This is a genomic window from Gordonia jinghuaiqii (assembly GCF_014041935.1).
In the GTDB taxonomy this organism is placed as follows: domain Bacteria; phylum Actinomycetota; class Actinomycetes; order Mycobacteriales; family Mycobacteriaceae; genus Gordonia; species Gordonia jinghuaiqii.
This window is the reverse complement of the sequence record NZ_CP059491.1, coordinates 4,402,096-4,421,995: the sequence shown is the minus strand read 5'-3', so window position 1 is coordinate 4,421,995 and position 19,900 is coordinate 4,402,096. Positions and strand designations below refer to the sequence as shown.

The 19,900-nt window shown below is 66.4% G+C and carries 19 protein-coding genes; 10 read left to right on the top strand and 9 right to left on the bottom strand.

Translation table 11 applies throughout. The features are described from left to right. Positions 1 to 27 precede the first annotated feature (27 nt). From H1R19_RS19670 to H1R19_RS19660, 3 genes are all read left to right on the top strand, one after another. Complete coding sequence (locus H1R19_RS19670; protein ID WP_219849880.1) at positions 28 to 621, top strand: helix-turn-helix domain-containing protein; 594 nt, start codon at positions 28 to 30, stop codon at positions 619 to 621. A gap of 70 nt (positions 622 to 691) precedes the next feature. Next, complete coding sequence (locus tag H1R19_RS19665; protein ID WP_188331278.1) at positions 692 to 1,657, top strand: PDR/VanB family oxidoreductase; 966 nt, start codon at positions 692 to 694, stop codon at positions 1,655 to 1,657. Positions 1,658 to 1,665: 8 nt separating this feature from the next. After that, positions 1,666 to 2,949 carry an amidohydrolase family protein gene (locus tag H1R19_RS19660; RefSeq protein WP_223205637.1) on the top strand — a complete coding sequence of 428 codons (1,284 nt, stop codon included), beginning with the start codon at positions 1,666 to 1,668 and terminating at the stop codon, positions 2,947 to 2,949. Between the two features lie 21 nt (positions 2,950 to 2,970). On the opposite strand, the gene H1R19_RS19655 is transcribed toward H1R19_RS19660, so the two are convergent. The 7 genes from H1R19_RS19655 to H1R19_RS19630 form a co-directional block, all read right to left on the bottom strand. Continuing rightward, entirely contained in the window at positions 2,971 to 3,438 is a 468-nt protein-coding gene (locus H1R19_RS19655) for a cupin domain-containing protein (protein WP_188331277.1), read from the bottom strand. Positions 3,439 to 3,662: 224 nt separating this feature from the next. Beyond that, positions 3,663 to 5,888 carry a catalase/peroxidase HPI gene (katG, locus tag H1R19_RS19650; protein ID WP_188331276.1) on the bottom strand — a complete coding sequence of 742 codons (2,226 nt, stop codon included), beginning with the start codon at positions 5,886 to 5,888 and terminating at the stop codon, positions 3,663 to 3,665. Positions 5,889 to 5,950: 62 nt separating this feature from the next. Continuing rightward, positions 5,951 to 6,394, bottom strand: coding sequence for a Fur family transcriptional regulator (locus H1R19_RS19645; protein WP_188331275.1), 444 nt, complete (start codon positions 6,392 to 6,394; stop codon positions 5,951 to 5,953). A 163-nt stretch (positions 6,395 to 6,557) separates the two neighbouring features. Then, positions 6,558 to 7,898 (bottom strand): HNH endonuclease signature motif containing protein, encoded by a 1,341-nt coding sequence (locus H1R19_RS19640; RefSeq protein WP_244971014.1) that lies wholly within the window; start codon positions 7,896 to 7,898, stop codon positions 6,558 to 6,560. A gap of 2 nt (positions 7,899 to 7,900) precedes the next feature. After that, entirely contained in the window at positions 7,901 to 8,257 is a 357-nt protein-coding gene (locus tag H1R19_RS23315) for a hypothetical protein (protein WP_223205594.1), read from the bottom strand. Between the two features lie 63 nt (positions 8,258 to 8,320). After that, positions 8,321 to 9,382, bottom strand: a complete 1,062-nt coding sequence (locus H1R19_RS19635; protein ID WP_219849878.1) for an MBL fold metallo-hydrolase — start codon at positions 9,380 to 9,382, stop codon at positions 8,321 to 8,323. A gap of 88 nt (positions 9,383 to 9,470) precedes the next feature. Then, positions 9,471 to 10,487 carry a coiled-coil domain-containing protein gene (locus H1R19_RS19630; RefSeq protein ID WP_219849877.1) on the bottom strand — a complete coding sequence of 339 codons (1,017 nt, stop codon included), beginning with the start codon at positions 10,485 to 10,487 and terminating at the stop codon, positions 9,471 to 9,473. 370 nt (positions 10,488 to 10,857) lie between these two features. Between H1R19_RS19630 and H1R19_RS19625 the strand changes: the two genes are divergently transcribed. Further along, positions 10,858 to 12,384 carry a Mur ligase family protein gene (locus H1R19_RS19625; protein WP_219849876.1) on the top strand — a complete coding sequence of 509 codons (1,527 nt, stop codon included), beginning with the start codon at positions 10,858 to 10,860 and terminating at the stop codon, positions 12,382 to 12,384. A gap of 30 nt (positions 12,385 to 12,414) precedes the next feature. On the opposite strand, the gene H1R19_RS19620 is transcribed toward H1R19_RS19625, so the two are convergent. Both H1R19_RS19620 and H1R19_RS19615 read right to left on the bottom strand, forming a co-directional pair. Continuing rightward, positions 12,415 to 13,311, bottom strand: a complete 897-nt coding sequence (locus H1R19_RS19620; protein ID WP_219849875.1) for an MBL fold metallo-hydrolase — start codon at positions 13,309 to 13,311, stop codon at positions 12,415 to 12,417. A gap of 62 nt (positions 13,312 to 13,373) precedes the next feature. After that, positions 13,374 to 13,658, bottom strand: a complete 285-nt coding sequence (locus tag H1R19_RS19615; protein ID WP_244970768.1) for a hypothetical protein — start codon at positions 13,656 to 13,658, stop codon at positions 13,374 to 13,376. Positions 13,659 to 14,034: 376 nt separating this feature from the next. On the opposite strand from H1R19_RS19615, the gene H1R19_RS19610 reads away from it, so the two are divergent. Genes H1R19_RS19610 through H1R19_RS19585 form a run of 6 tightly spaced genes read left to right on the top strand, consistent with a single transcriptional unit; the run spans position 14,035 to position 19,895 of the window. After that, on the top strand, positions 14,035 to 14,859 hold the full coding sequence (locus H1R19_RS19610; protein WP_223205633.1) for an MlaE family ABC transporter permease: 825 nt from the start codon (positions 14,035 to 14,037) through the stop codon (positions 14,857 to 14,859). Beyond that, positions 14,860 to 15,726, top strand: coding sequence for an ABC transporter permease (locus H1R19_RS19605; RefSeq protein ID WP_219849874.1), 867 nt, complete (start codon positions 14,860 to 14,862; stop codon positions 15,724 to 15,726). A gap of 2 nt (positions 15,727 to 15,728) precedes the next feature. Next, entirely contained in the window at positions 15,729 to 16,790 is a 1,062-nt protein-coding gene (locus H1R19_RS19600; protein WP_188331268.1) for an MlaD family protein, read from the top strand. Then, positions 16,787 to 17,812, top strand: a complete 1,026-nt coding sequence (locus tag H1R19_RS19595) for an MlaD family protein (RefSeq protein WP_188331267.1) — start codon at positions 16,787 to 16,789, stop codon at positions 17,810 to 17,812. Before H1R19_RS19600 ends, H1R19_RS19595 begins: the two co-directional genes overlap by 4 nt. Further along, entirely contained in the window at positions 17,797 to 18,795 is a 999-nt protein-coding gene (locus tag H1R19_RS19590; protein WP_219849873.1) for an MlaD family protein, read from the top strand. The genes H1R19_RS19595 and H1R19_RS19590 overlap by 16 nt, the downstream gene beginning before the upstream one ends. Next, complete coding sequence (locus H1R19_RS19585) at positions 18,795 to 19,895, top strand: MlaD family protein (protein WP_219849872.1); 1,101 nt, start codon at positions 18,795 to 18,797, stop codon at positions 19,893 to 19,895. The genes H1R19_RS19590 and H1R19_RS19585 overlap by 1 nt, the downstream gene beginning before the upstream one ends. Positions 19,896 to 19,900 lie beyond the last annotated feature (5 nt).

Below are 19,900 nucleotides of genomic sequence, written 5' to 3'. Positions count from 1 at the left end.
ACCGATTCTGCTGGAAGGCAGGTGATCATGGCATTGGACGAGCCGGATCGCGCTCAGGTGTCGCTGGGTGCCGAGATCCGTCGCCGGCGTAAGCACCATGGGCTCACGCTGGCGAATCTCGCTGCGCAGGCCGGTATCTCGCATCCGTTTCTCTCGCAACTCGAACGCGGCTACGCCCGGCCGAGTATGACCACGCTGGAACGTATCGCGCGCGCGCTGGACACCACGCAGGTGAGTCTGATGCTGGCGGCCGATCCGGCACGCGCGGCGAACTCCCCGGCGTCGGCGCCCGACGGCGCACAGCTGGTGCGTTCGGGCGAGGGGGCGACTCTGCCGCAGGCCGGGGACGGCGCCGGATACGCCCGTTTGCTGGTGAACGGCGATGCCGTGTTCTACCCGCAGGAACAATCGTTGAGCCGCAGGGATTACGGGGAGCACTTCCAGCACGAGCAGGACGAGTGGTTGCATGTCGTCGCCGGTGATATCGAAGTGGACCTCGGGGGCCGATTCGTCGAATTGCACAAGGGCGACAGTCTTTATTACGCTGGCGGCATTCCCCATAGGTGGCGGCTCGTCGGTTCCGACACCGCACATCTGATCGTTGTGCAGGCGTCGTCGTAGCCTCCCACTGTGGGCGTGGTTCCTGTGGCTGGGAGTCCGGTGAGAGATCCGTGTGTCGAGGAGATCTCCGATGTCAGTGTCATCCAACGGGATTCAGAATCCCATCCGAGTCCGAGTGGTGTCGCGGCGTGCCGTGACCGAACGTGTCGACGAGTTCGTCCTCGCTGGATCCGACGGTCAGGCGCTCCCGCCGTGGACGCCGGGCTCGCACGTCGACCTGGCCACCCCGGCCGGTCCGATCCGGCAGTACTCGCTGTGTTCCGAGCCCGGTGAGACGAGCACCTACCGGATCGCCGTCGAGCGTCGCGCGGACAGTCGGGGCGGGTCGATCTCCGCGCATGACGACCTGACCGCCGGATCGGAGGTCCTGATCAGCGCTCCGCGCAATCACTTTGCCCTGACACGGGCGTTGCGGTACGTCTTCGTCGCCGGCGGTATCGGCATCACCCCCATCCTCACGCTGATCGAACAGGCGGCTCGGGCGGGCCGTCCGTGGCGACTGATCTACCTCGGGCGGACGCATGCGGAGATGGCGTTCGCCGACGAACTCCTGATGCGGCATCCCGGCGAGGTCACGATCCACGAATCGGGCCGGTCCGGGCGACTCGACCTCGGTGCTGCCCTGGACGAACTGCCCAGGGGGACGGCGGTCTATGCGTGCGGCCCGCCGGCGATGCTCGACGCTGTCGCGCTGGCGTGCGGTCCGCAACCCGCGGTGGACTCGTTCACCGAACGGTTCACCGCGGCGGTGATGTCCGCTGCGCCCGACCAGGAGTTCGAACTGTCACTTGCCTTTTCGGGTGTCACGGTCACCGTTCCGGAGGATCGGAGCATCCTCGACGTCCTGGACGAGCGTGGGGTGGTCGCACCGTCGTCGTGCCGTGAGGGGGTGTGCGGGACATGTGAGGCCGGTGTGGTGAGCGGTGAGGTGGACCATCGCGACTCGATCCTCTCACCCGAGGAACGGTCCGAGAACGAGTCGATGATGATCTGCGTATCCCGCTGCACCAGTGGTCGATTGGTCCTCGAACTGTGACCTCGGTGATGCTCGACGGAGCACTTGCGGTGATGATCGACGGGTCGACGGTCACCCGGGGGCGACTCGTCGTCGCCGACGGGGTGGTGGGGGAGGAGCACTCCGGCGAGGGCGAGATCGTCGACGTGTCCGGCTGTGTCATCACCCCGGGGCTGGTCAACGCGCACCATCACCTGCTGCAGAGTGCGTTCCGGTCCCGACCGGACGCGAGGTTCCTGCCCATGAGTGAGTGGCTGGTGCGGATGGGCCGGCGCTACAACGCAACCGGAGTCGATCCGGAGCTCACCGCTGCGGCTGCCGCGGTGGGTCTGGCCGAATCCCTGCTGTGCGGGGTGACCACCGTGGCCGATCATCACCTCACCTGGCCGCGAGATCAGGATCCGGTGGAGTTGGCGGGCGCGACGATCGGCGCGGCACGGCGGGTCGGGGCCCGGTTGGTCTTCGTCCGGGGCACCGCCCGCGACGAGCCGGACGCGGCGGCCCAGTCGGTGGTCGACATCCACGACACCCATCTGCCCGATGCGCATACCGGCGTCAGCCCGGACGGGATGATCCAGCTGGCGGTCGGGCCGTCGGGGGTGCACGCGGACGGGCCCGAGACGTTCGCGGTGTTGACCGAGGCCGCGAAGCGACTGGGTCTGCGGCGTCGAACCCAGGCCAACGAGCAGATCGACGTGCAGATCGCCGCCGAAAGGTACGGCCGCCGCCCGCTCGAACTTCTCGACGAGTGGGGCTGGCTCGAGCGCGACGTCACCGTGGCGCACCTGTGCGAGATCACCGACGCCGAGATCGATCTGCTCGCGCGGTCGGGCGCGACCGCGACACACGCACCGGGATGCGACGTGCCGATGGGCTGGGGTGTCGCACGGGTCGCCGCACTGACCGCCGCCGGTGTCCGAATGGGGCTGGGCACCAGCGGCGGCGGCAGCAACGATGCCGGTCATCTGCTCGCCGACGCCCGGCTGGCGATGCAGGTCTCGGGGCTCGTCGGCGAACCCGTTTCCGCCCGTGGGTGTCTGACGATGGCCACCGAGGGGTCGGCCGCGGGGTTGGGGCGCCCGGAACTGGGGCACCTGCGGGTCGGCGCGGCAGCCGACCTGTGTGTCTGGGACTGCTCGGACGTGTTCGACGCCGGGGTTCCGGACGCACTCGACGGTCTGTTGTGGGCAGGGCCCGGCCGCCGACCACGCGACGTCATGGTCGGAGGCCGGTGGGTGGTGCGCGACGGTGAGCTGGTGACCGTCGGATCACGAACCGTGGCCGGAGAACTCGACGCTGTTCTGAAGCGTTGACCTCTCCTGGCGCGGTGGGCCTCAGTCCGCGCAGGGCGGTGCCGGCGCGTCCTCGAAGAGCGGCTTCTTCAGGGGGAGCAGGTACACGACGTCGAGTATGACCGGGACGGTCCCGAGGTTGGTTCCCTCGTGGGTGTTCACCTTGCCTGCGGGCTCGTTGATGATCTCGCCGGTCTTGTAGACCACCGGCTTGCAGTCGGCGCCGGGGTGGGTGAGGGTGCCCTGCCGGACCAGGCCGATGAGGTTGCCGTCGTGGTAGTGCCAGCCGGTGGTGCCGCCCGGCGCGATGGTGATCTCACGAACCTCCACCTGCAGACCGTCGGGGATGAAGGGCAGCAGGTCGGCGGGGATCTCAGTCTTGGCCAGCGTGACCGCCGAGATCCCCGACGGCGGTGTGGCGTCGGCAGTCGCCGGGGACAGCAAGGTGGGTGCGAGGAGGGCGGCTGATGCGGCGACCGCCGCGAGAGTGGCACGGAGGGGGAGTCTCATCGTCTGACCGTACGCGGGCGGGGCCATTTGCGCTGACCGTATTGACCGATCCTGCTTCCACACTTGTTCGACTGAGTGAACACCCGGGGTCGAAGTGGACTGTGGAGACGGACGGGGCCACCGGCGATGACCGCGGGGGATCCTTCGCAGATCCGCGCCACGACGCACAACACCCCGCCGGCGAGTCGCCCGCGGGGTGTTGAGGTCAACTACAGAGCGAGTGCTCAGGCCAGATCGAACCGATCGTTGTTGGAGACCTTCACCCACGCCTTGACGAAGTCGTTGACGAACCGTTCGGCCGAGTCGTCCTGTGCGTAGACCTCCGCCAGTGCGCGCAGCTGCGAGTGCGAGCCGAACACCAGGTCGGACGCCGTGGCAGTCCACTTGGCTTCACCGGTGGTGCGATCGGTGCCCTCGTAGACGTTCTCGTCGGCTCCCGACTTCCACTCTGTGCTCATGTCGACGATGTTCCGGAAGAAGTCGGTCGTCAGCACGCCCGGACGATCGGTGAACACACCGTGCTGTGTGCCACCGTAATTGGCACCGAGCACGCGGAGTCCGCCGACGAGCACGGTGAGCTCGGGTGCGGTGAGATCGAGCATGTATGCGCGATCGAGCAGCAGCGACTCCAGCGGGGTCTTCTCGTCGCCCTTGCTGTAGTTACGGAAACCGTCGGCACGCGGTTCCAGTACGGCGAACGACTCGACGTCGGTGCTTTCCTGCGAGGCATCGGTGCGCCCCGGCGTGAACGGCACCGTGACGGGGAAGCCGGCCTCCTCGGCAGCCTTTTCGACTGCTGCCGCGCCACCGAGGATGATGATGTCGGCCAGCGACACCTTCTTGCCGCCGGAGGCCGAGTCGTTGAAGTCCTTCTGGACCTGTTCGAGGACCGGCAGCACCTTGGCGAGCTCACCGGGCTCGTTGATCTCCCAGTTCTTCTGCGGCTCCAGACGGATGCGTGCGCCGTTGGCGCCGCCGCGCTTGTCGGTGCTGCGGAAGCTGGCCGCCGACGCCCACGCAGTCTTGATGAGCTGAGTGCGCGAGAGCACCTCCAGCAGTGTGCTCTTCAGCGAAGCGATGTCGGCGTCGTCGATCAGCTCGTGGTCGACGGCGGGAACCGGGTCCTGCCAGATCTGCGGCTCGGGGACCCACGGCCCGAGGTAGCGCTCGACCGGTCCCATGTCGCGATGGAGCAGCTTGTACCAGGCCTTCGCGAAAGCCTCCTCGAGCTGTTCGGGATGCTCGAGCCAGCGACTCGTGATCTCGCGGTAGATCGGGTCCTCGCGGAGGGCGACGTCGGTGACCAGCATGGTCGGTGCACGTCCCGGACCACCGAAGGGGTCGGGGATGGTGCCCGCGCCCGCACCGTCTTTCGCGACGAATTGCCATGCGCCGGAGGGGCTCTTGGTCAGTTCCCACTCATAACCGTACAGATTCTTCAGGAAGCCGTTGCCCCACTTGGTGGGAGTGGAGGTCCACACGACCTCGAGGCCGCTGGTGATGGTGTCCTCGGCCTTGCCCTTGCCATAGGCGGACTTCCATCCGAGACCCTGCTGCTCGATCGGGGCGCCCTCGGGCTCCGGGCCGATGAGATCGGGATCTCCCGCACCATGGGTCTTGCCGAAGCTGTGACCGCCGACGATCAGAGCCGCGGTCTCCTCGTCGTTCATGGCCATCCGGCCGAACGTCTCGCGGATGTCCTTTGCGGCGGCAACCGGGTCCGGCTTACCATCGGGGCCTTCGGGATTCACGTAAATGAGGCCCATGGTGGTCGCGCCGAGGGGCTGCGCCAGTTCCCGCTCGCCGGAGTAGCGCTTGTCGGCACCGAGCCACGCATCTTCCGGTCCCCAGAACACCTCCTCGGGCTCCCAGATGTCCTCGCGGCCGAAGCCGAAGCCAAAGGTCTTGAAGCCCATGGACTCCAGGGCGACGTTGCCCGCGAACACCAGCAGGTCGGCCCAGGAGAGCTTGGTGCCGTACTTCTGCTTGATCGGCCACAGCAGACGCCGTGCCTTGTCCAGGTTGGCGTTGTCGGGCCAGCTGTTCAACGGCGCGAAACGCTGTGCGCCTTGACCGCCACCGCCCCGGCCGTCGAAGATGCGGTAGGTCCCGGCCGCGTGCCAGCTCATGCGGATGAACAGGCCCCCGTAGTGGCCGTAATCAGCGGGCCACCAGTCCTGCGACTGGGTCATCAGCGAGACGAGGTCGGCCTTGAGGGCTTCGACGTCGAGCTTCGCGAATTCCTTCGCGTAGTCGAAATCTTCGCCGAGCGGATTGGACAGGGAGGAATGCGCGTGTAGAAGCGAGAGGTCGATCTGCTCCGGCCACCAGTCCTTGTTGGTCAGCGGCGCATGCGCTTTCGGTTTCGGCGACGATATCGCCGGGTTCTCGCTCTCGCTGTTGCTTCGCGTCTCGGCATCGGAATTCGGTGGGCGGCTGTCAGAGGTCACGACATTCCTTTCGGGTGGTGAACTTCTCGTGCTGTGATCACGGTGTGATCAGGTCGGTGTGATCAGGTGGTGGCGGTGCCGACGCAGTCCGGACAGAGGCCCCAGTAGATGACCTCGGCCTCGTCGAGCACGAAGCCGTGGTCGTCGGAGGCGGTCAGGCACGGGGCCTCGCCGACTGCACAATCGACATCGGCGATGGCACCGCATGCGCGACAGACGACATGATGATGATTGTCGCCCGTCCGAAACTCGTAGCGCGACACCGAACCTGACGGCTGAATGCGCCGGATCAGGCCCCGCTCGGTCAGGGCATGAAGGACGTCGTAGACGGCTTGCCTAGATACGTTCGGCAGCGTCTCGCGCACCACCCCGAAGATCGTGTCGGTGTCGGCGTGGGGGTGTTGGTCGACGGCGTTCATGACCGTCACCCGCGGTTGGGTGACGCGGAGTTTTGCGGCCCGGAGTTGCTGGGCATAGACCGTTGTCGGTGCCACCTGACCCACCATAGGTGCGGAACAGTCATCCCGCACGCTTTTTCTGGAATTGATCAAAACTCCGTCAGATGTCTCACGACCATCCGATGAATCGTCGCACTCCGGTACCCGCGCCCCAGCGACGGCGAAGACGGCGGAAACCCTGCTCAGGGGCCGGAGGTGGTGGCTCTTCGGACTAGAAGGGCGGTGGGTTCGCTTTGTTCCAGCGGTCCTCGGCGCGTTGTCGGCGGCGTGTGGCGGTGGCGCGGAGATCGTCCAGAGTGGTGCGTGCGGGGTGGTCGGGTGGGCGTTTGGGCACGCGTCGTCCGAAGAGGTCGCGGCCGTTGTAGGCGTTGCCGAGGAAGATGTGGCCGGTGGGTGTGGTGAACCAGGCGTGGAGGAATTCGTCTTGGTGGTCCTGCCAGCTGGTGAAGGTTTTGATGCGGTGGTGGAACCGGCACAGGGGTTTGAGGTTGCGTTCGGTGGTGGGGCCGCCGCGGCGGGGGTCGGTGTGGTCGAACGGGTCGGTGTGGTCGAGGTCGAGGTTCCACACCGGGGCGTTGCAGCCGGGGAACACGCAGCACAGTTCGCCGGCGCGTACCAGGGCTCGCAGTTTCTTCGGCGGTGAGTAGCGGAACTCGGAATCGAGGGCAGCCGAGTCGGTGTCGCCTGGCCCGGTGTTGTTGCCCGGGTCGGGGTGGGGGTGGATGTAGGTGCGGCGGGCGTCGGCGAGCAGCGAACGGGCGGTGTCGGCGTCGAGGATGCCGTGTCCGTCGAGGAATGCCGGATCGTTGTCGACGCCGACGAGTGTGGACAGGTTCACCACGATGTGGAAAGTGGCCTGCGGTGCGGTGATGGTGCTGCGGCCGTCGCAGTCGCACGACCGGGCGGCGGGACTCGTGGCGTCATCGACGTCGGTGACGGCCTCGCTGTCAGGCTTGGCATTGGCATTGGCATTGGCATTGGCATCGGCGTCGACATCGTTGTCTGCTGTTTCGGGGTCGGGTGTGGGGGTGCAGTCGGGGCAGTGGCAGGTCAGGGTGGTGGTGCCGTGGGCGAGTGCGATGAGGGCGTCGGCGCGGCGTTGGGGCAGGGTGCGGGGGTCGCCGGGGTGCACGGTGGTGGCGATGGTGGTGAGTTGGGCGTTGAATGCTGCGCCGTCGGCCTCGGTCAGTGCTCCGCTGATGCGGGCTTGGCCGGGATGGAAGCGATCGCTGCGGACGCTGATGTTGCGGTCGTCGTGGGCGCGTTGGTTGCGTCGGCGTATGGCGTCGGGAGCCCAGGTGGCGACGATGGCGTCGACCATGGTGGTGAAGCGGGTGGTCGACATGGGTGGGCGGGCGAAGATCGCTTCGGCCAGGTGTGCGTCGACGGTCTGCATCGTCTCGAGGTCGGTGATGAGCTCGGTGCGACGTACGGCGATGAGGAAACGGTGTTTGTCGATACGTCCGCAGGCCAGACCGTGGCCGGTGAACGACAATCGGTAGCGCAGGGCGTCTCCGGCGAAGATGAGTTCTTTCGCCTGGGCCGGGGTGATGGTCAGCGCGGCGCCGATTTCGGCGATGGCTTGTTCGAGGCCGTCGGGTCCGAACTGTTCGTAGGGGTCGTCGCCGGAGGCGACGCGGGTGGCGAGAGTGTCGAAGGCGTCGATGGAACGAGTTCGCCGGTGTGGGTCTCGGCACGGCGTTCGGCGTAGTCGGATGCGAGTTCGTCGTGTTTCAGGCTGGCGGCCATCATCATCCGATAGGTGGCCGAGGCGGTCAGGCCGGCGCAGTGGACGAGTACCTCGGTCAGCTCGTTTGAGGACATCTCCTCATCGGGGCGCCAGGTGGGTTCGACGGACTCGTCGACCGGATCGGCTGATCCGGTCGAGTCGATCCCCGCCCCCAAGGTCATGCCAGGAAACTACCTGATGGCACCGACAATCCTCGGCGTTCGTCGACCGAGATCCCGGGGCGGTCACCCGGCCAGGTCGAGCGTGATCCGATCCGGGTTCAGGTAGTCGCTCGGGTCGCGGAGGTAACGAACCTCGGGCCGATGGTCGATCGACGCCAGGGCGTCGAAGAACGACTTCTCCCGGGTGGTCGCAGGAGTGGCGATCACCGGGAACCAGTCGTCGTGATGGTTGGGCACGAACATTTTCGGGCGGATCGCGTCGATGTAACGCACCGCGTCTTTCAGCCCGTTGGTGATCTCATTGAAACCCTGGATCGACCCGACGTGCAGGTCTACGGGCCCGAGGCGGCGCAGGGCCGCCAGGACTGCGGGGCCGGCGGGGTCCTGGGCGACCGGTCCCACCGAGTCGTTCCAGACGATGCGCCGGTCGCCGACGTCGAACGCGTACAGGACGGCACCGCCCTCGGGGTCGCCGAGATGTCCGGCGAGCCGGCCGAGGTCGTCGGGCTGCGGCGGGTCGGTGATAAGACGATCGCTCGGCGGGATCGGGAGGAGAGGCGGCAGATCGCCCGTCGGTGCCTTCAGCTCGGAGTGAAGGTGCGTGACCGTCGTGACGCCGATGCCCTCGAGGCCGTCGTAGGTCGCGGTGGTGCCGGGGCGCGAGCCGGCGACGGCATCGCACCGGACGCTCGACGACTCCTGCCGGAAGAACGCGCAGTGTTCTGCCGAACCCACGAGGCGGGCGCCGGAGCGGGCGGCGATCTCGACCGCATCGGCCGCGTGATCGAAGTGCGCGTGGCCGATGAAGATGTGCGACGGCTTGATCGCCGCGAGCTGTGCAGGCGTGGTCGGTACGTAATTCCGGTAGACGTTCGGCACCCAGGCGTCGACGAGAAACACCTTGCCCGCCATGGCCACGGCGAAGTTCGAGACGCCGAACCAGGAGAAGATCACGCGGTCCGCGCGTACCGCCCCGGTCTGTGCGTCGACGTTGTCGGCCCCGAAGATCGCGGCCCGTGCCTTGACGAGGTCGGAGTCGGCGCGGGCAGGGCCGGCGCCCGGAAATGCGGATCCGGCGAAGACGGTGAGGAGCAGGGCGCAGACCAGAACGACGCGACGGTGCATGATCGGGAAGTCTAGGCGCGCGGGGCAACACAGAGAACGACGGCCGCCATCGGATGGATGGTGGCCGTCGTCGGTCGGTGCGTCAAGATCAGTTGTCGATGCCGACCAGTTCCTTGGCGAGTTGCGCGAAACGGATCTCGATCGCGGAGACGACGCGCTGGCGGTTCTTGTGTGCCTCCTCGTAGGCGAGGGTGACACGCAGATCGGCCGGCTTGGTCAGCTCCTTGACCGCGGCAACCGCGTCAGCGACGTTGAGGTTGACATAGCCGTCGATCGGAAGCTCTTCGGCCTCAACGGTTCCGGTGACCTCGCGGAGCTGGTGCAGCGCGTCTGCCGTGCCCTTTGCGCCGTTGTCCCGTGCGCTTTCCTCGACCGCTTCCAGGGCGGCGTCGCGTCCTGCCGCCACGGTCTTCGAGACCGCCGTGCCCGCATTGCTGACGGCGTCACCGGCGCGCGAGGCGGTCTCGGCCGCATCGTCGACCGCGCGTCCGAAACGGTTGCGCAGTGTCTCCACGGGGTCGGGGATCTGACGCGCGAACTCGGCGGTTCGGTCGATGGCCCACGACGCGCCGATCGCCGGTGCGGTGATCGCGCGTGCTGCGACACCGCTGACCCACTGGGTAGGGCCACGACGCAGGGCTGTCGGTCCGCCGAGTGCTTCTTCGGCGAGAACGGTGGTCAGCCAGTGGACCGTGGCGGTGTGGGCGTCGATCAGGCGATCTGCCAGATCGACCAGTGCGGCGTCTTCCTGTCCGGTGGCGAGTGCCTTGAGGTACGTGGCCCGAGCGACGAGCCGCTGTTCGAGGGCGAGATCGTCGAGAAGTGCCTCGTCGAGCGGCTGGGTCTGCTCGGCGAAGGTCTTGGCCGCCGCGACGACCCGGCCCAGCACGGGACTTATGACGTCGATGAGTCCGCCGCGTTCACGAAGGGCGGCCTCGATCGACGCCGCGCGCTCACGTGCATTCTGGGCGTTCTGGGTGAGTTCCTTGCGGATGGCGTCGGTACGCGCCTGTGCCTGCCGGGTCTCGGCAATCTGGATCTCGGTGTTGGTCAGCGCGAGAATTGCGCGGAGTTGTTGCTGAACGGTGGTGGTGGAAACAGTCATCGGAGTCGAGCTCCCTTCTTCCGATGTGCGAATCGGGTGACAACTCGAGTGTTGCCACAGAACGTGCAGGTCTAACCTCTGGTACGAAATCAGTCAGGTGACTGTGATGAGAAATGCTGTGGCGCAGTCGATCTCGTGAGTTGTGAGGCGGGTCACAACGAGGCCGGCCGTGGGAGGTTTGTCCGGTATCTGAACTATGGAGACCCGGCTTCACCGGTTTCTCGCGCCCGTCGGGCCGACGTGGAGCGTTTGGGTGTGGGAGTGCCGGGTAAGCCGGTGTGATGCCGATCACGACGAAGCCGAGTGCTCACCGCTGGCGGCAGGACGGCGGCCGGTGGGCATCGACGGGCGACGCCCTGAATCGCCGACGATGACGACCGGGGATGATCCGCGTGCGCGGTCGGCGTCGTGGGGCGACGCGGGGATGACGATCGCTCGCGTGGCTGCACATCTCGGGGTCCCGATCGTCGGGGACGCGGGTGTCGGGGCGGTCGTGGTGCGGGACCTCGACGACGATTCGCGGACTGTGCGCCCGGGTGACGCGTACCTCGCCATCCCCGGAAGTCGTTGGCACGGACTTGATTTCGAGAACGAGGCGGCCGCCGCAGGTGCGGTGCTCGCGATCAGTGACCGCCCGTCGTCGGTGTTGCCCAGCCTGGTCGTCGGCGAACCACGCGCTGCGATGGGGCCGCTGGCCTCCTGGTTTCACGGCGAACCGTCGCGCGACCTTCGGGTGTTCGGGGTGACCGGCACCAACGGCAAGACCAGTACCGCCCATTTCATCGAGGCCGCACTCACCGCGGCGGGTGAGTCCGCCGGTCTGATCTCCGGCGCCCGTATCCGCGGCCCCGGATACGACCTGGTACCCGAGCGCACCACGCCGGAGGCGCCGATGCTCCAGCGCACGCTGGCGACTTTCCGCCGGCACGGCGTCACATCATGCGCCATGGAGGTCTCCTCTCACGCGGTCGACCAGCACCGTGTGGACGGCACCGGCTTCCGGGTGATGGCCTTCGCCAACCTCAGCGACGACCATCTCGACTATCACGGGTCGATGGAGGCCTATTTCGCCACCAAGGCGGAGATGTTCACCGAGGCCCGCACCCAGACCGCGGTCATCAGCATCGACGACATGTACGGCGCGCGGCTGGCGGCCGGCACCGTGCCCACCACCTGGACCTGCTCTACGCGCGACGCCTCGGCAGACGTCAGCGCCGGCGGAATCCGATGCGGGGAATCGGGCACGCGCTTCACCGTTCACACTCCGCACGGCGATGCAGACCTCCACCTGCAGGTGCTGGGACCCCACCAGGTCGCCAACGCGCTGCTGGCGATCACCTGTGTGGTGGCCGACGGTGTCGACATCACCGCCGCTGCCGAAGGGATCTCCTCGGTGACCGGTGTGGCAGGACGGTGCGAACCCGTGCACGGCGGTCAGCCCTACACGGCGATCGTGGACTACATGCACAACACCGCAGGTCAGAACGCTCTACTTCCGTACCTCAGGTCGCTGGCGCGCGGGCGCCTGATCGTGGTGATCGGCGCGACCGGCGGTCGGGACCCCGGCAAGCGCGTCCCGCTGGGAGAGGTGGCTGCGCGCCATGCCGACATCGTCGTCGTCACCGATGAAAGCCCGGAGACCGAGGACCCGGAGCTGATCAGGGCGGAGGTCCTCCGGGGTGCGCGCCGTGCCGGTTCTGCGCTGGTCGTCGAAGAACCGGATCGACGCACCGCGTTCGAGCTGGCGGTGTCGATGGCCGGGCCCGGCGACGTCGTCGTGGTCACCGGACGCGGCAGTGATCCGTTCCGGCGATACGGTCCGCACGCATCCTTCTTCGACGATCACACCGAGCTCAAACGCGCCATCACCGACTCACTCGGTGAACGGATCACCTGACGAGCGCAGACACCGAGAACGTGCGCGGCATCAGATGATGTTGTAGGTGCCGTCGTCCGCGCGCGCCACCTGTCCATGTCGCTCCAGTCGCGCGAGGTGCAACTCGGCGGTACGCCGCTCCACCGCGTCGACGAAGGGGAACTGGACGTGCGGCCGGTAGACGAGCCGGTGCGCGACGATCTCCTCCATCGTGCGGGGCTGTCCCAGGAACTCCAGGAGGCGTTCGTCGCGACGATGGATGACCCGCTCGTAGGCGTCGAGCCGTGCGCGGAAGCCGTCGGCGCCGGTGACCACACCTTTCTGATGGAACGTGCCGTACCACCGCGCGTCGATCTCCCGGACTTGCGCGATCGAGGCCAGATAATCGTCGACGCTGCTGCCGAGGTCGCCGTACATCGGGCCGAACGAGGTGAGGTCGATGTCGGCGAGGTAGAGGAAACCCGTCGGCTCGACCAGGACTCCGGAGTGGCCGGCGGTGTGGCCGGGCAGGTGGATGACTGTTGCCGTGACGCCGCCGAGCTCGAAGACATGCCCGTCGTCGACACCGATGGCGTCCGGGAAACCGGGCGTCAGCGAAAAGGTGTCACCGACCTCGGCATCGACCGCGGCGCGTTGTTCGGCGGTCAGGCCGTAGTTGTCGAGGAGGACTTCGAGTGACCGCACGCCGGGAACGTCGGAGTGATGTGCGAACTTGTCCGCGCCGAAGTGGCGCAGGCCCGCGATGTGGTCCTCGTGGGCGTGACTGATCATCACGGCATCGGCGTCGACCGGGTCGTGATCGACCTCGAGTGACGGATCGATGACCAGTGAACCCGCAGATCCGCGGACCGCGACGGTGTTGCCGTAGGGGAATGCGCCGCCATGGGCCGAGGCCAGCACGGTCACCTCGTCGTAGCGTTCCTCGGCGAAGCTGGGTGCGGCGGTCACGGAAGTCTGCGTACCCGGGAAGGGGACGTGCTGTCAACGTCGCGGTCACCCCGGAGCGCGCGTCACCGGCGCTCGGTCATCATTCCCGCGGCGGCGAAGGCCACGGCGAGGGCCAGCCCCGGACCCAGCTTCGACGTGCCCACCGAACGCAGCGCCAGGGATGAGCCGACGATGTCACCGACGTCGGCGGCAACGCCGGCGCGAGACCAGGTGCGGTCATCCGGCGCGGCTTGCCACAGGCCCGCTCCCAGTGCGACATCGCGAATCCCGATACTTCTGAACAGCAACTCCGTGCCAGGGCCGGAGTCCGGTCCCAGCCACGCGTTCGCCGCGGTGCGTGGTGCCAAGAACAATGCGGACCCGATCACGATCCTGGCTGCCGCCAACCCCCGCCCGAGACTAACTCCACCCATGTTCACAGGTCTCCACTCTTCGCATTGTCGGTACACCGATGCCTCGGCTTCGCCGAGTTCCGTTGCCGATCAGACAATTTCGTCGATACGTCTCAACGGGTCCAGGGAGGCCAGACGAAAGGTTACTTAGTTGACTACGTGTTATATGTAACATAGCATCGCACACTGTGCGCCCCATCACATCGCGCCGGGTAGGTGTGCCGCCAACGGCGTCCCCCGTCATCGGCCCTGCCCGCCCGCGCCTGTCGTGGTGGCCACGCGCGTGAGTGTCGGTGAAGTCCACCGATCGCGGACGATCGTTCCCGGATCGCTGCCTCGAACACTGCGCGACAATGCGCTGGTCGATTACCTCGTGCGCGTGCCACGGCAATCGCTGGCGACTCTGGGCCGTGCCGTCGACCTGTTCGTGGAAGTCCTCGGGTTTCTCATCGCAGACGCGATCCGTCTGCGCCTGCCCATGTTGGAGACCCTCCAGCAGACGTGGTTCTTGTTGACGGTCACCGCGTTTCCCGCAGTCCTCATCGCCCTACCCTTCGGCACCGAAATCTCTGTCCAGGTGGGATCGATCGTCAATCAGGTGGGCGCCAACTCACTGGCGGGTGCGGCGAGCGGCATAGCCGTCATCCAGCAGGGCGCCCCGATGGCCGCAGGGCTGCTCATGGGCGGTGCCGCGGCCTCGGCGATCGCCGCCGATCTCGGCTCGCGAGCGATCCGGGAAGAGATCGACGCGATGCGGGTCATGGGCGTCAATCCGATCCAGCGGCTCGTGGTACCGAGATTTCTGGCCATCGTCCTGATCTCACCGATCCTCTGCGTCGTCATCATCACCTCGGCGGTACTCGCCGGTTATGTGCTCGCGGTGAACGTGAACGATGTTGTCCCGGGGAGCTTCTGGCAGTCCTTCGGTGCGTTCGCCACCGTCGAGGACCTGTGGTTCGCCATCATCAAATCGATCGTCTTCGGCATGCTCATCGTCGTCATCGCGAGCCTGCGTGGGCTGGAGGCCAAGGGTGGTCCGCGCGGGGTCGCCGACGCGGTGAACGCCTCGGTGGTGCTCGGCTTCGTCGCCATCTTCGCGACCAACCTACTGACAACCCAGGTGCAATCGATGTTCTTTCCCGGGCAGGTGGGATGAATGAGTAGTCCGAGTACCCACGGCAGCAGGTCACTGACGGTGCGGGCCGCGCGATCCGCCTTGCGAAACGTCGCCGGAATGCGCGAGGAAACCGGCAGGTGGCTCCTGTTCACGATCCAGACGATCATCACCATCCCCATCACGCTGCGCTCCTACCGCAAGCAGACGATGAAGATGATGAACAACCTCGCATGGGGGCGAGGCTCGTTGATCGTCGACGGCGGGGTCATCTCGCTGCTCGTCGTCCTCGGGGTCGCCGTGGGCATCGCCGCGGCCATCGAGGCCTACGACTCCCTCAACCTCATCGGATTCGGTTCACTGACCGGCGTCGTCGGCGCGTTCTTCAACATCCGCGAGATCGGTCCGATCATGACCGGTATCGGGTTCGCGGCCCAGATCGGTTGCCGGATGACGGCCGAGATCGGCTCCATGCGCATCGCCGAGGAGATCGACGCCACCGAAGCGCTTGGGGTGCGGTCGATTCCATTTGTCGTCGGCACACGGTTGGTCGGCGGAATGCTGTGCGTGATCCCCGGGTACCTGCTGTCGCTCGCCATCGGGTTCTTCACGTCCAGCTTCTTCGTCAAGGTGTTCAAGGGATCTCCGGCCGGAACGTACGACCACTACTTCAGCCAGTTCCTGGAACCCGTCGAAGTCTTCTACTCACTGACCAAAGCGGTCACGTTCTGTGCGGTGGTGACCATCATCCACTGCTACTACGGCTTTTTCGCCACCGGTGGTCCCGAAGGCGTCGGACGCGCATCCGGTCGTGCGATCCGGGCAAGTCTGGTCATGATCGTCGTCCTGAATCTGGTGGTGACGGTACTTCTCTGGGGTCTGAAGCCCGAACTGGTGTTCAAGGGGTGATGATGGTCTTCTCGGGTTTTCTCCACGGCTCGCCGGCGCACCAGCGACGGCTTCTCCGGCTCACCGCCGACGTCTTCGCCGTTGTCATCGTCGTTGCCTTGCTCGTCCAGTTCGTGATCCGCCCGATGTTCGACGACGGCGATGCCGGCCTCGTCGCATTCAGGATCGACACCCCCGCGGTGGGACCCGGCATCTCGGGCGGTTCACCGGTGATCCTGCGCGGTGTGGCGGTCGGCACCGTGGTCGCCGTGCACGCGACCGGTGACGGAACGCAGCAGATGGAGGTCGAGGTGAACGAGGAGATCGCCGGACAACTGGGCTCGGACCTCGACGTCGACTTCCGCCCGCAGAACTATTTCGGTATTGCCGCGCTCAACCTAGTGCCCGGCGCGAACGGCACCGACGAGCCGCTGGTGGACGGGACCACGCTACGACGCGACACGCCTGATGACTTCACCATGTCGACGATGATCGAGCAGGGATCGATTGCCGCCGAGGGTACTTTGCAACGCACCACCACGGACGCGATTCGTCGGGCCGTTGCCTACAGTGCGTCTCTGGAACCTTTCGTCAACACCATGGTTCTGGTCGCCGAGAGTGTGTCTCGCACGCAGAAGAGACTGCCCGCACACATCATCGGGAACCTGAACAGCGTGCTCGACGTCCTCCCGCCCTTCACCGACGGTGCCACGGCCGGGATGTGGGGGATCTATGACACCGACATGCTCACCGCCTCGGTCGAGGTGCAGGACGCCTGGGCCGACGCCATGAACAAGATGGCAGGGAACTTCTTCACGATCGTCGGGAACCTGCTCACCACCAACAGGGACAACCTGCTCTCGACAGTCGCGATGGCCGAGGACGTGATCGAGGTGTTCCCCGCACTCGGCTCAGGCATCCTGACCCCGGCCGGCCTCGGCACGCTGCTCGATCAGCTGGACGGTGCGTTCGATCCTGCGCCGGGCGGTGGCCGCACTGTGAAGCTCAAACTGCAGCTGGAGAGTCTGCCCGGCCTGCAGGTGCCGGTCGCCGATCTGGCCTCGATGCTCGGAGGTCGACGATGAGCCAACGACTTTCGCACATCGACCACAGGATCTGGTGGCCGCTGACCAAATTCGTCTGCGCCGCCTTGGTCGGTGTGCTGATGGCCATTCTGATCGTGAATGCCATCCGCAATCCCAGTGAGGAATCCGGGCGGGAGTACACCGCAGAGTTCGCCGACACCTCGGGGCTACACCCGAACTCCGACGTCCGAATCCGCGGTGTCCGCGCCGGCAAGGTCACCGCCGTCGAACTCGACCAGGGACCTGAGTCGACGACGTCGCGGGTCACGTTCACCCTGTCGGACGATCACCGCATCACCGAGTCGAGTTCGGCTGCCGTCAAATACGCCAACCTCGCCGGTGTGCGCTACCTCGACGTGATCGACGCAGATGCTGACGGCCGTGAGGTCGGGCATCTTCCCGCCGACAGAACGGTCCCGTCGTTCGACATCACCCGGCTCTTCAACGGACTGCAACCAGCCCTGGAGACGCTCGGCCCGGAGGAGGTCAACGAATTCACCGGCAACGCAGTCGCTTTGCTGCAGGGAGACGGGGGTGGTCTGGAACCCATGCTCGACAGCGTCGCGAAGCTCAGCAGATACGCCGCGGACAGGGAGCGTGTGATCGTCACCCTGGCCGACAACATGGCTGCGATCTCCGACTCCCTCGGGGGTAGGTCACCCCAGATCATCGAGATACTCCGGGAACTGGAGCGCCCGGTGGTCGCGTCCCTGTCCGTCCTCGACGAAATCCCCAAGGCGGCAACCTATGGTCCTCAGTTCATGGGGGCGGTGTCGGACATCCTCATCGGGCTCGGGCTCCAACCGACAACGGACTTCGACGCCCTCATCTCGGAGTCCTTCGGATCGGTGGACGACATGCTCAGATCATTTCAACTGCTGCCCACGTTGGCCAGGGGCCTCAAGCAGCTGTCGGCTTCGGAAGAAGCGGGATCGAGGTGCTCGAAGGGCACGCTGGACCTGCCCGCGCTGCAGAACCTGATGCTGAACGAGAGCGGGGTGGTGTTGTGCCGGGCCAACTGAGACGTGGGGCCGCGCGTGTTCGGAACAGCGACCTGCTGAAAGGGCTCATCGCCGTTGTCGTCGCAGCGGTCCTGGTGGCAACCGTCGGCATCCTGTACATGAATCCGCCGAACACGAAGACGGTGTCGTTCATGACGAAGGATGCGATCTCGGTCCGGGGTGGCGAGGACGTTCGCGTCGCCGGGATCTCCGTGGGAAAGGTCGAGTCGGTCGAACTCGGCGACGACGCGGTGGAGGTGGGTCTGCAGATCGGCTCCGACACCCGGATCGGCGATGAGTCCCGCGTCGAGGTGCGGCTGCTGACCGCGGTCGGTGGGTACTTTGTGACGTTGATCCCGTTGGGGGAGACGGTTTCCGGAAACACCGTCATCCCGCTGGAGCGCGTCACCGTGCCCTATACGATCGCCGACACCCTTCAGGAACTGCCCCGGGTCACCGATAACACCGAGGGCGTCCCGGTCGAGGCCACCCTGGATGAACTGTCCCGCGGGCTCGGGTCGCATCCGGACGGCATCCGTGACGCGGTAGCGGGGATGCAGACCATCGCGCGGGTCGTCGACCGGCAGAAGAAGCAGGTGGAGTCGATCCTGTCCATGGTGGGTCGATACTCCGCGACATTCGATGAGAGCCGCGCATTCGTCTCGTCTCTCATCGACAAGGCGAACATCCTCATCTCGACCTTCCACATCCATCGGGTCGGATTCAACGAAGCCTATTTCTACCTGGGGAACGTGTTGAGCCGTCTCGGTCCGATCGGCCGTTTCTACATGAACCACCGACACCAGGTTGCGGACGCCGTACAGAAGACCAGAGATCTGGCGGGCGGGCTGCGGGATGAGATGGGCGGGCTGATCGGCAACCTGGAAACGGCGCGCGATCAGCTGATGCGCTTGGTCGAGCCGGTCGACGTCGCGGTACGAGGTGGACAGTTCGAGATCGACGCCTCGAACCTGTGCCTTCCGGTCCGAGGGAGGCAATGCTGATGATCACCAGCAGGTCGGGCCGCCTGTCCGGGCTCGCGGTCGCCGCGGTGCTGGCGTCCACAACGGCGAGCTGCGGCGTCGTCGGCGACGACAATCGGGCATCCGCGACGTACTGCGCGATGATGCCGGACTCCGTCGGGCTGTACGTCGGCAATCCGGTCACCCAGATGGGGTACCAGATCGGGACGATCACCGACATCGAAGCCGGTCCCGAGCAGGTGAAGGTGCTGTTCACCGTGGACGGGGACAGGCCGATCCCGGCGTCGGTGCAGGCGGTCACCCGGTCCAAGTCGGTCCTCGCGGATAGGTCACTGGAACTTGTCGGGTCGCCGCGGGGCGTACCGTCGCTGGTGCCCGAGAGCTGCGTGCCCCTCGCGAACAGCCATGTCCCGGAGAGTATCTCCGAGGTCGTCGGTTCCGCGGCGGACCTGATCGACGAGATCGCGCCGGATGGAGATACGCGGGCGTTGCAGGGTGCGATCACCGGATTGTCGGAATCGGTCGACGGCCTGGGGCCGGACGTGGCATCGCTGATGGAGACGGCGGCGCGCGCGGCGGAGAGCCCCGAACGCATGGTCTCCGACATCGGGAAGATCATCGCGCACATGACCCCGGTCACCGACGCCACCCTCGAGAAGTGGAGGGAGGTGGCGACGATCCTGTCGAAGATGCCCGAGTCGCTGCAGATCACCGCCGACGTACTGTGGCCGGGCACCGTGCAGATGATGCACGGAATCGCGCCGTTCCTGAACATGCTCATCGACATCCAGACCAACTACGGCGAGGAGATCTGGGCCGCAGCCGATGTCGCGGCGGATGTGCTGCACGTTGCGGCCACGAACGTCGACACGATCGAGCGGGGCCTGTCGGTACTGCCGAACCTCGCGAGTACGGCGGCTCTCGCGGCGAAGGCGATGAAAGGCAGAGGCGTGGGCTTGCGGATTGCGCCCCCGGGCATCCGTGTACCGACCGGCGATCCACGTGGCACCTGTGAGCGGATCGGTGCCGGAACCGGCACCGCGTGCTCGACGGTGCCCGGAGGAGTGCGGGTCCCCTCGATGGACCTGCTGGCAATGCTCCTCGGGATGGAGGCTTCGTGATGGTG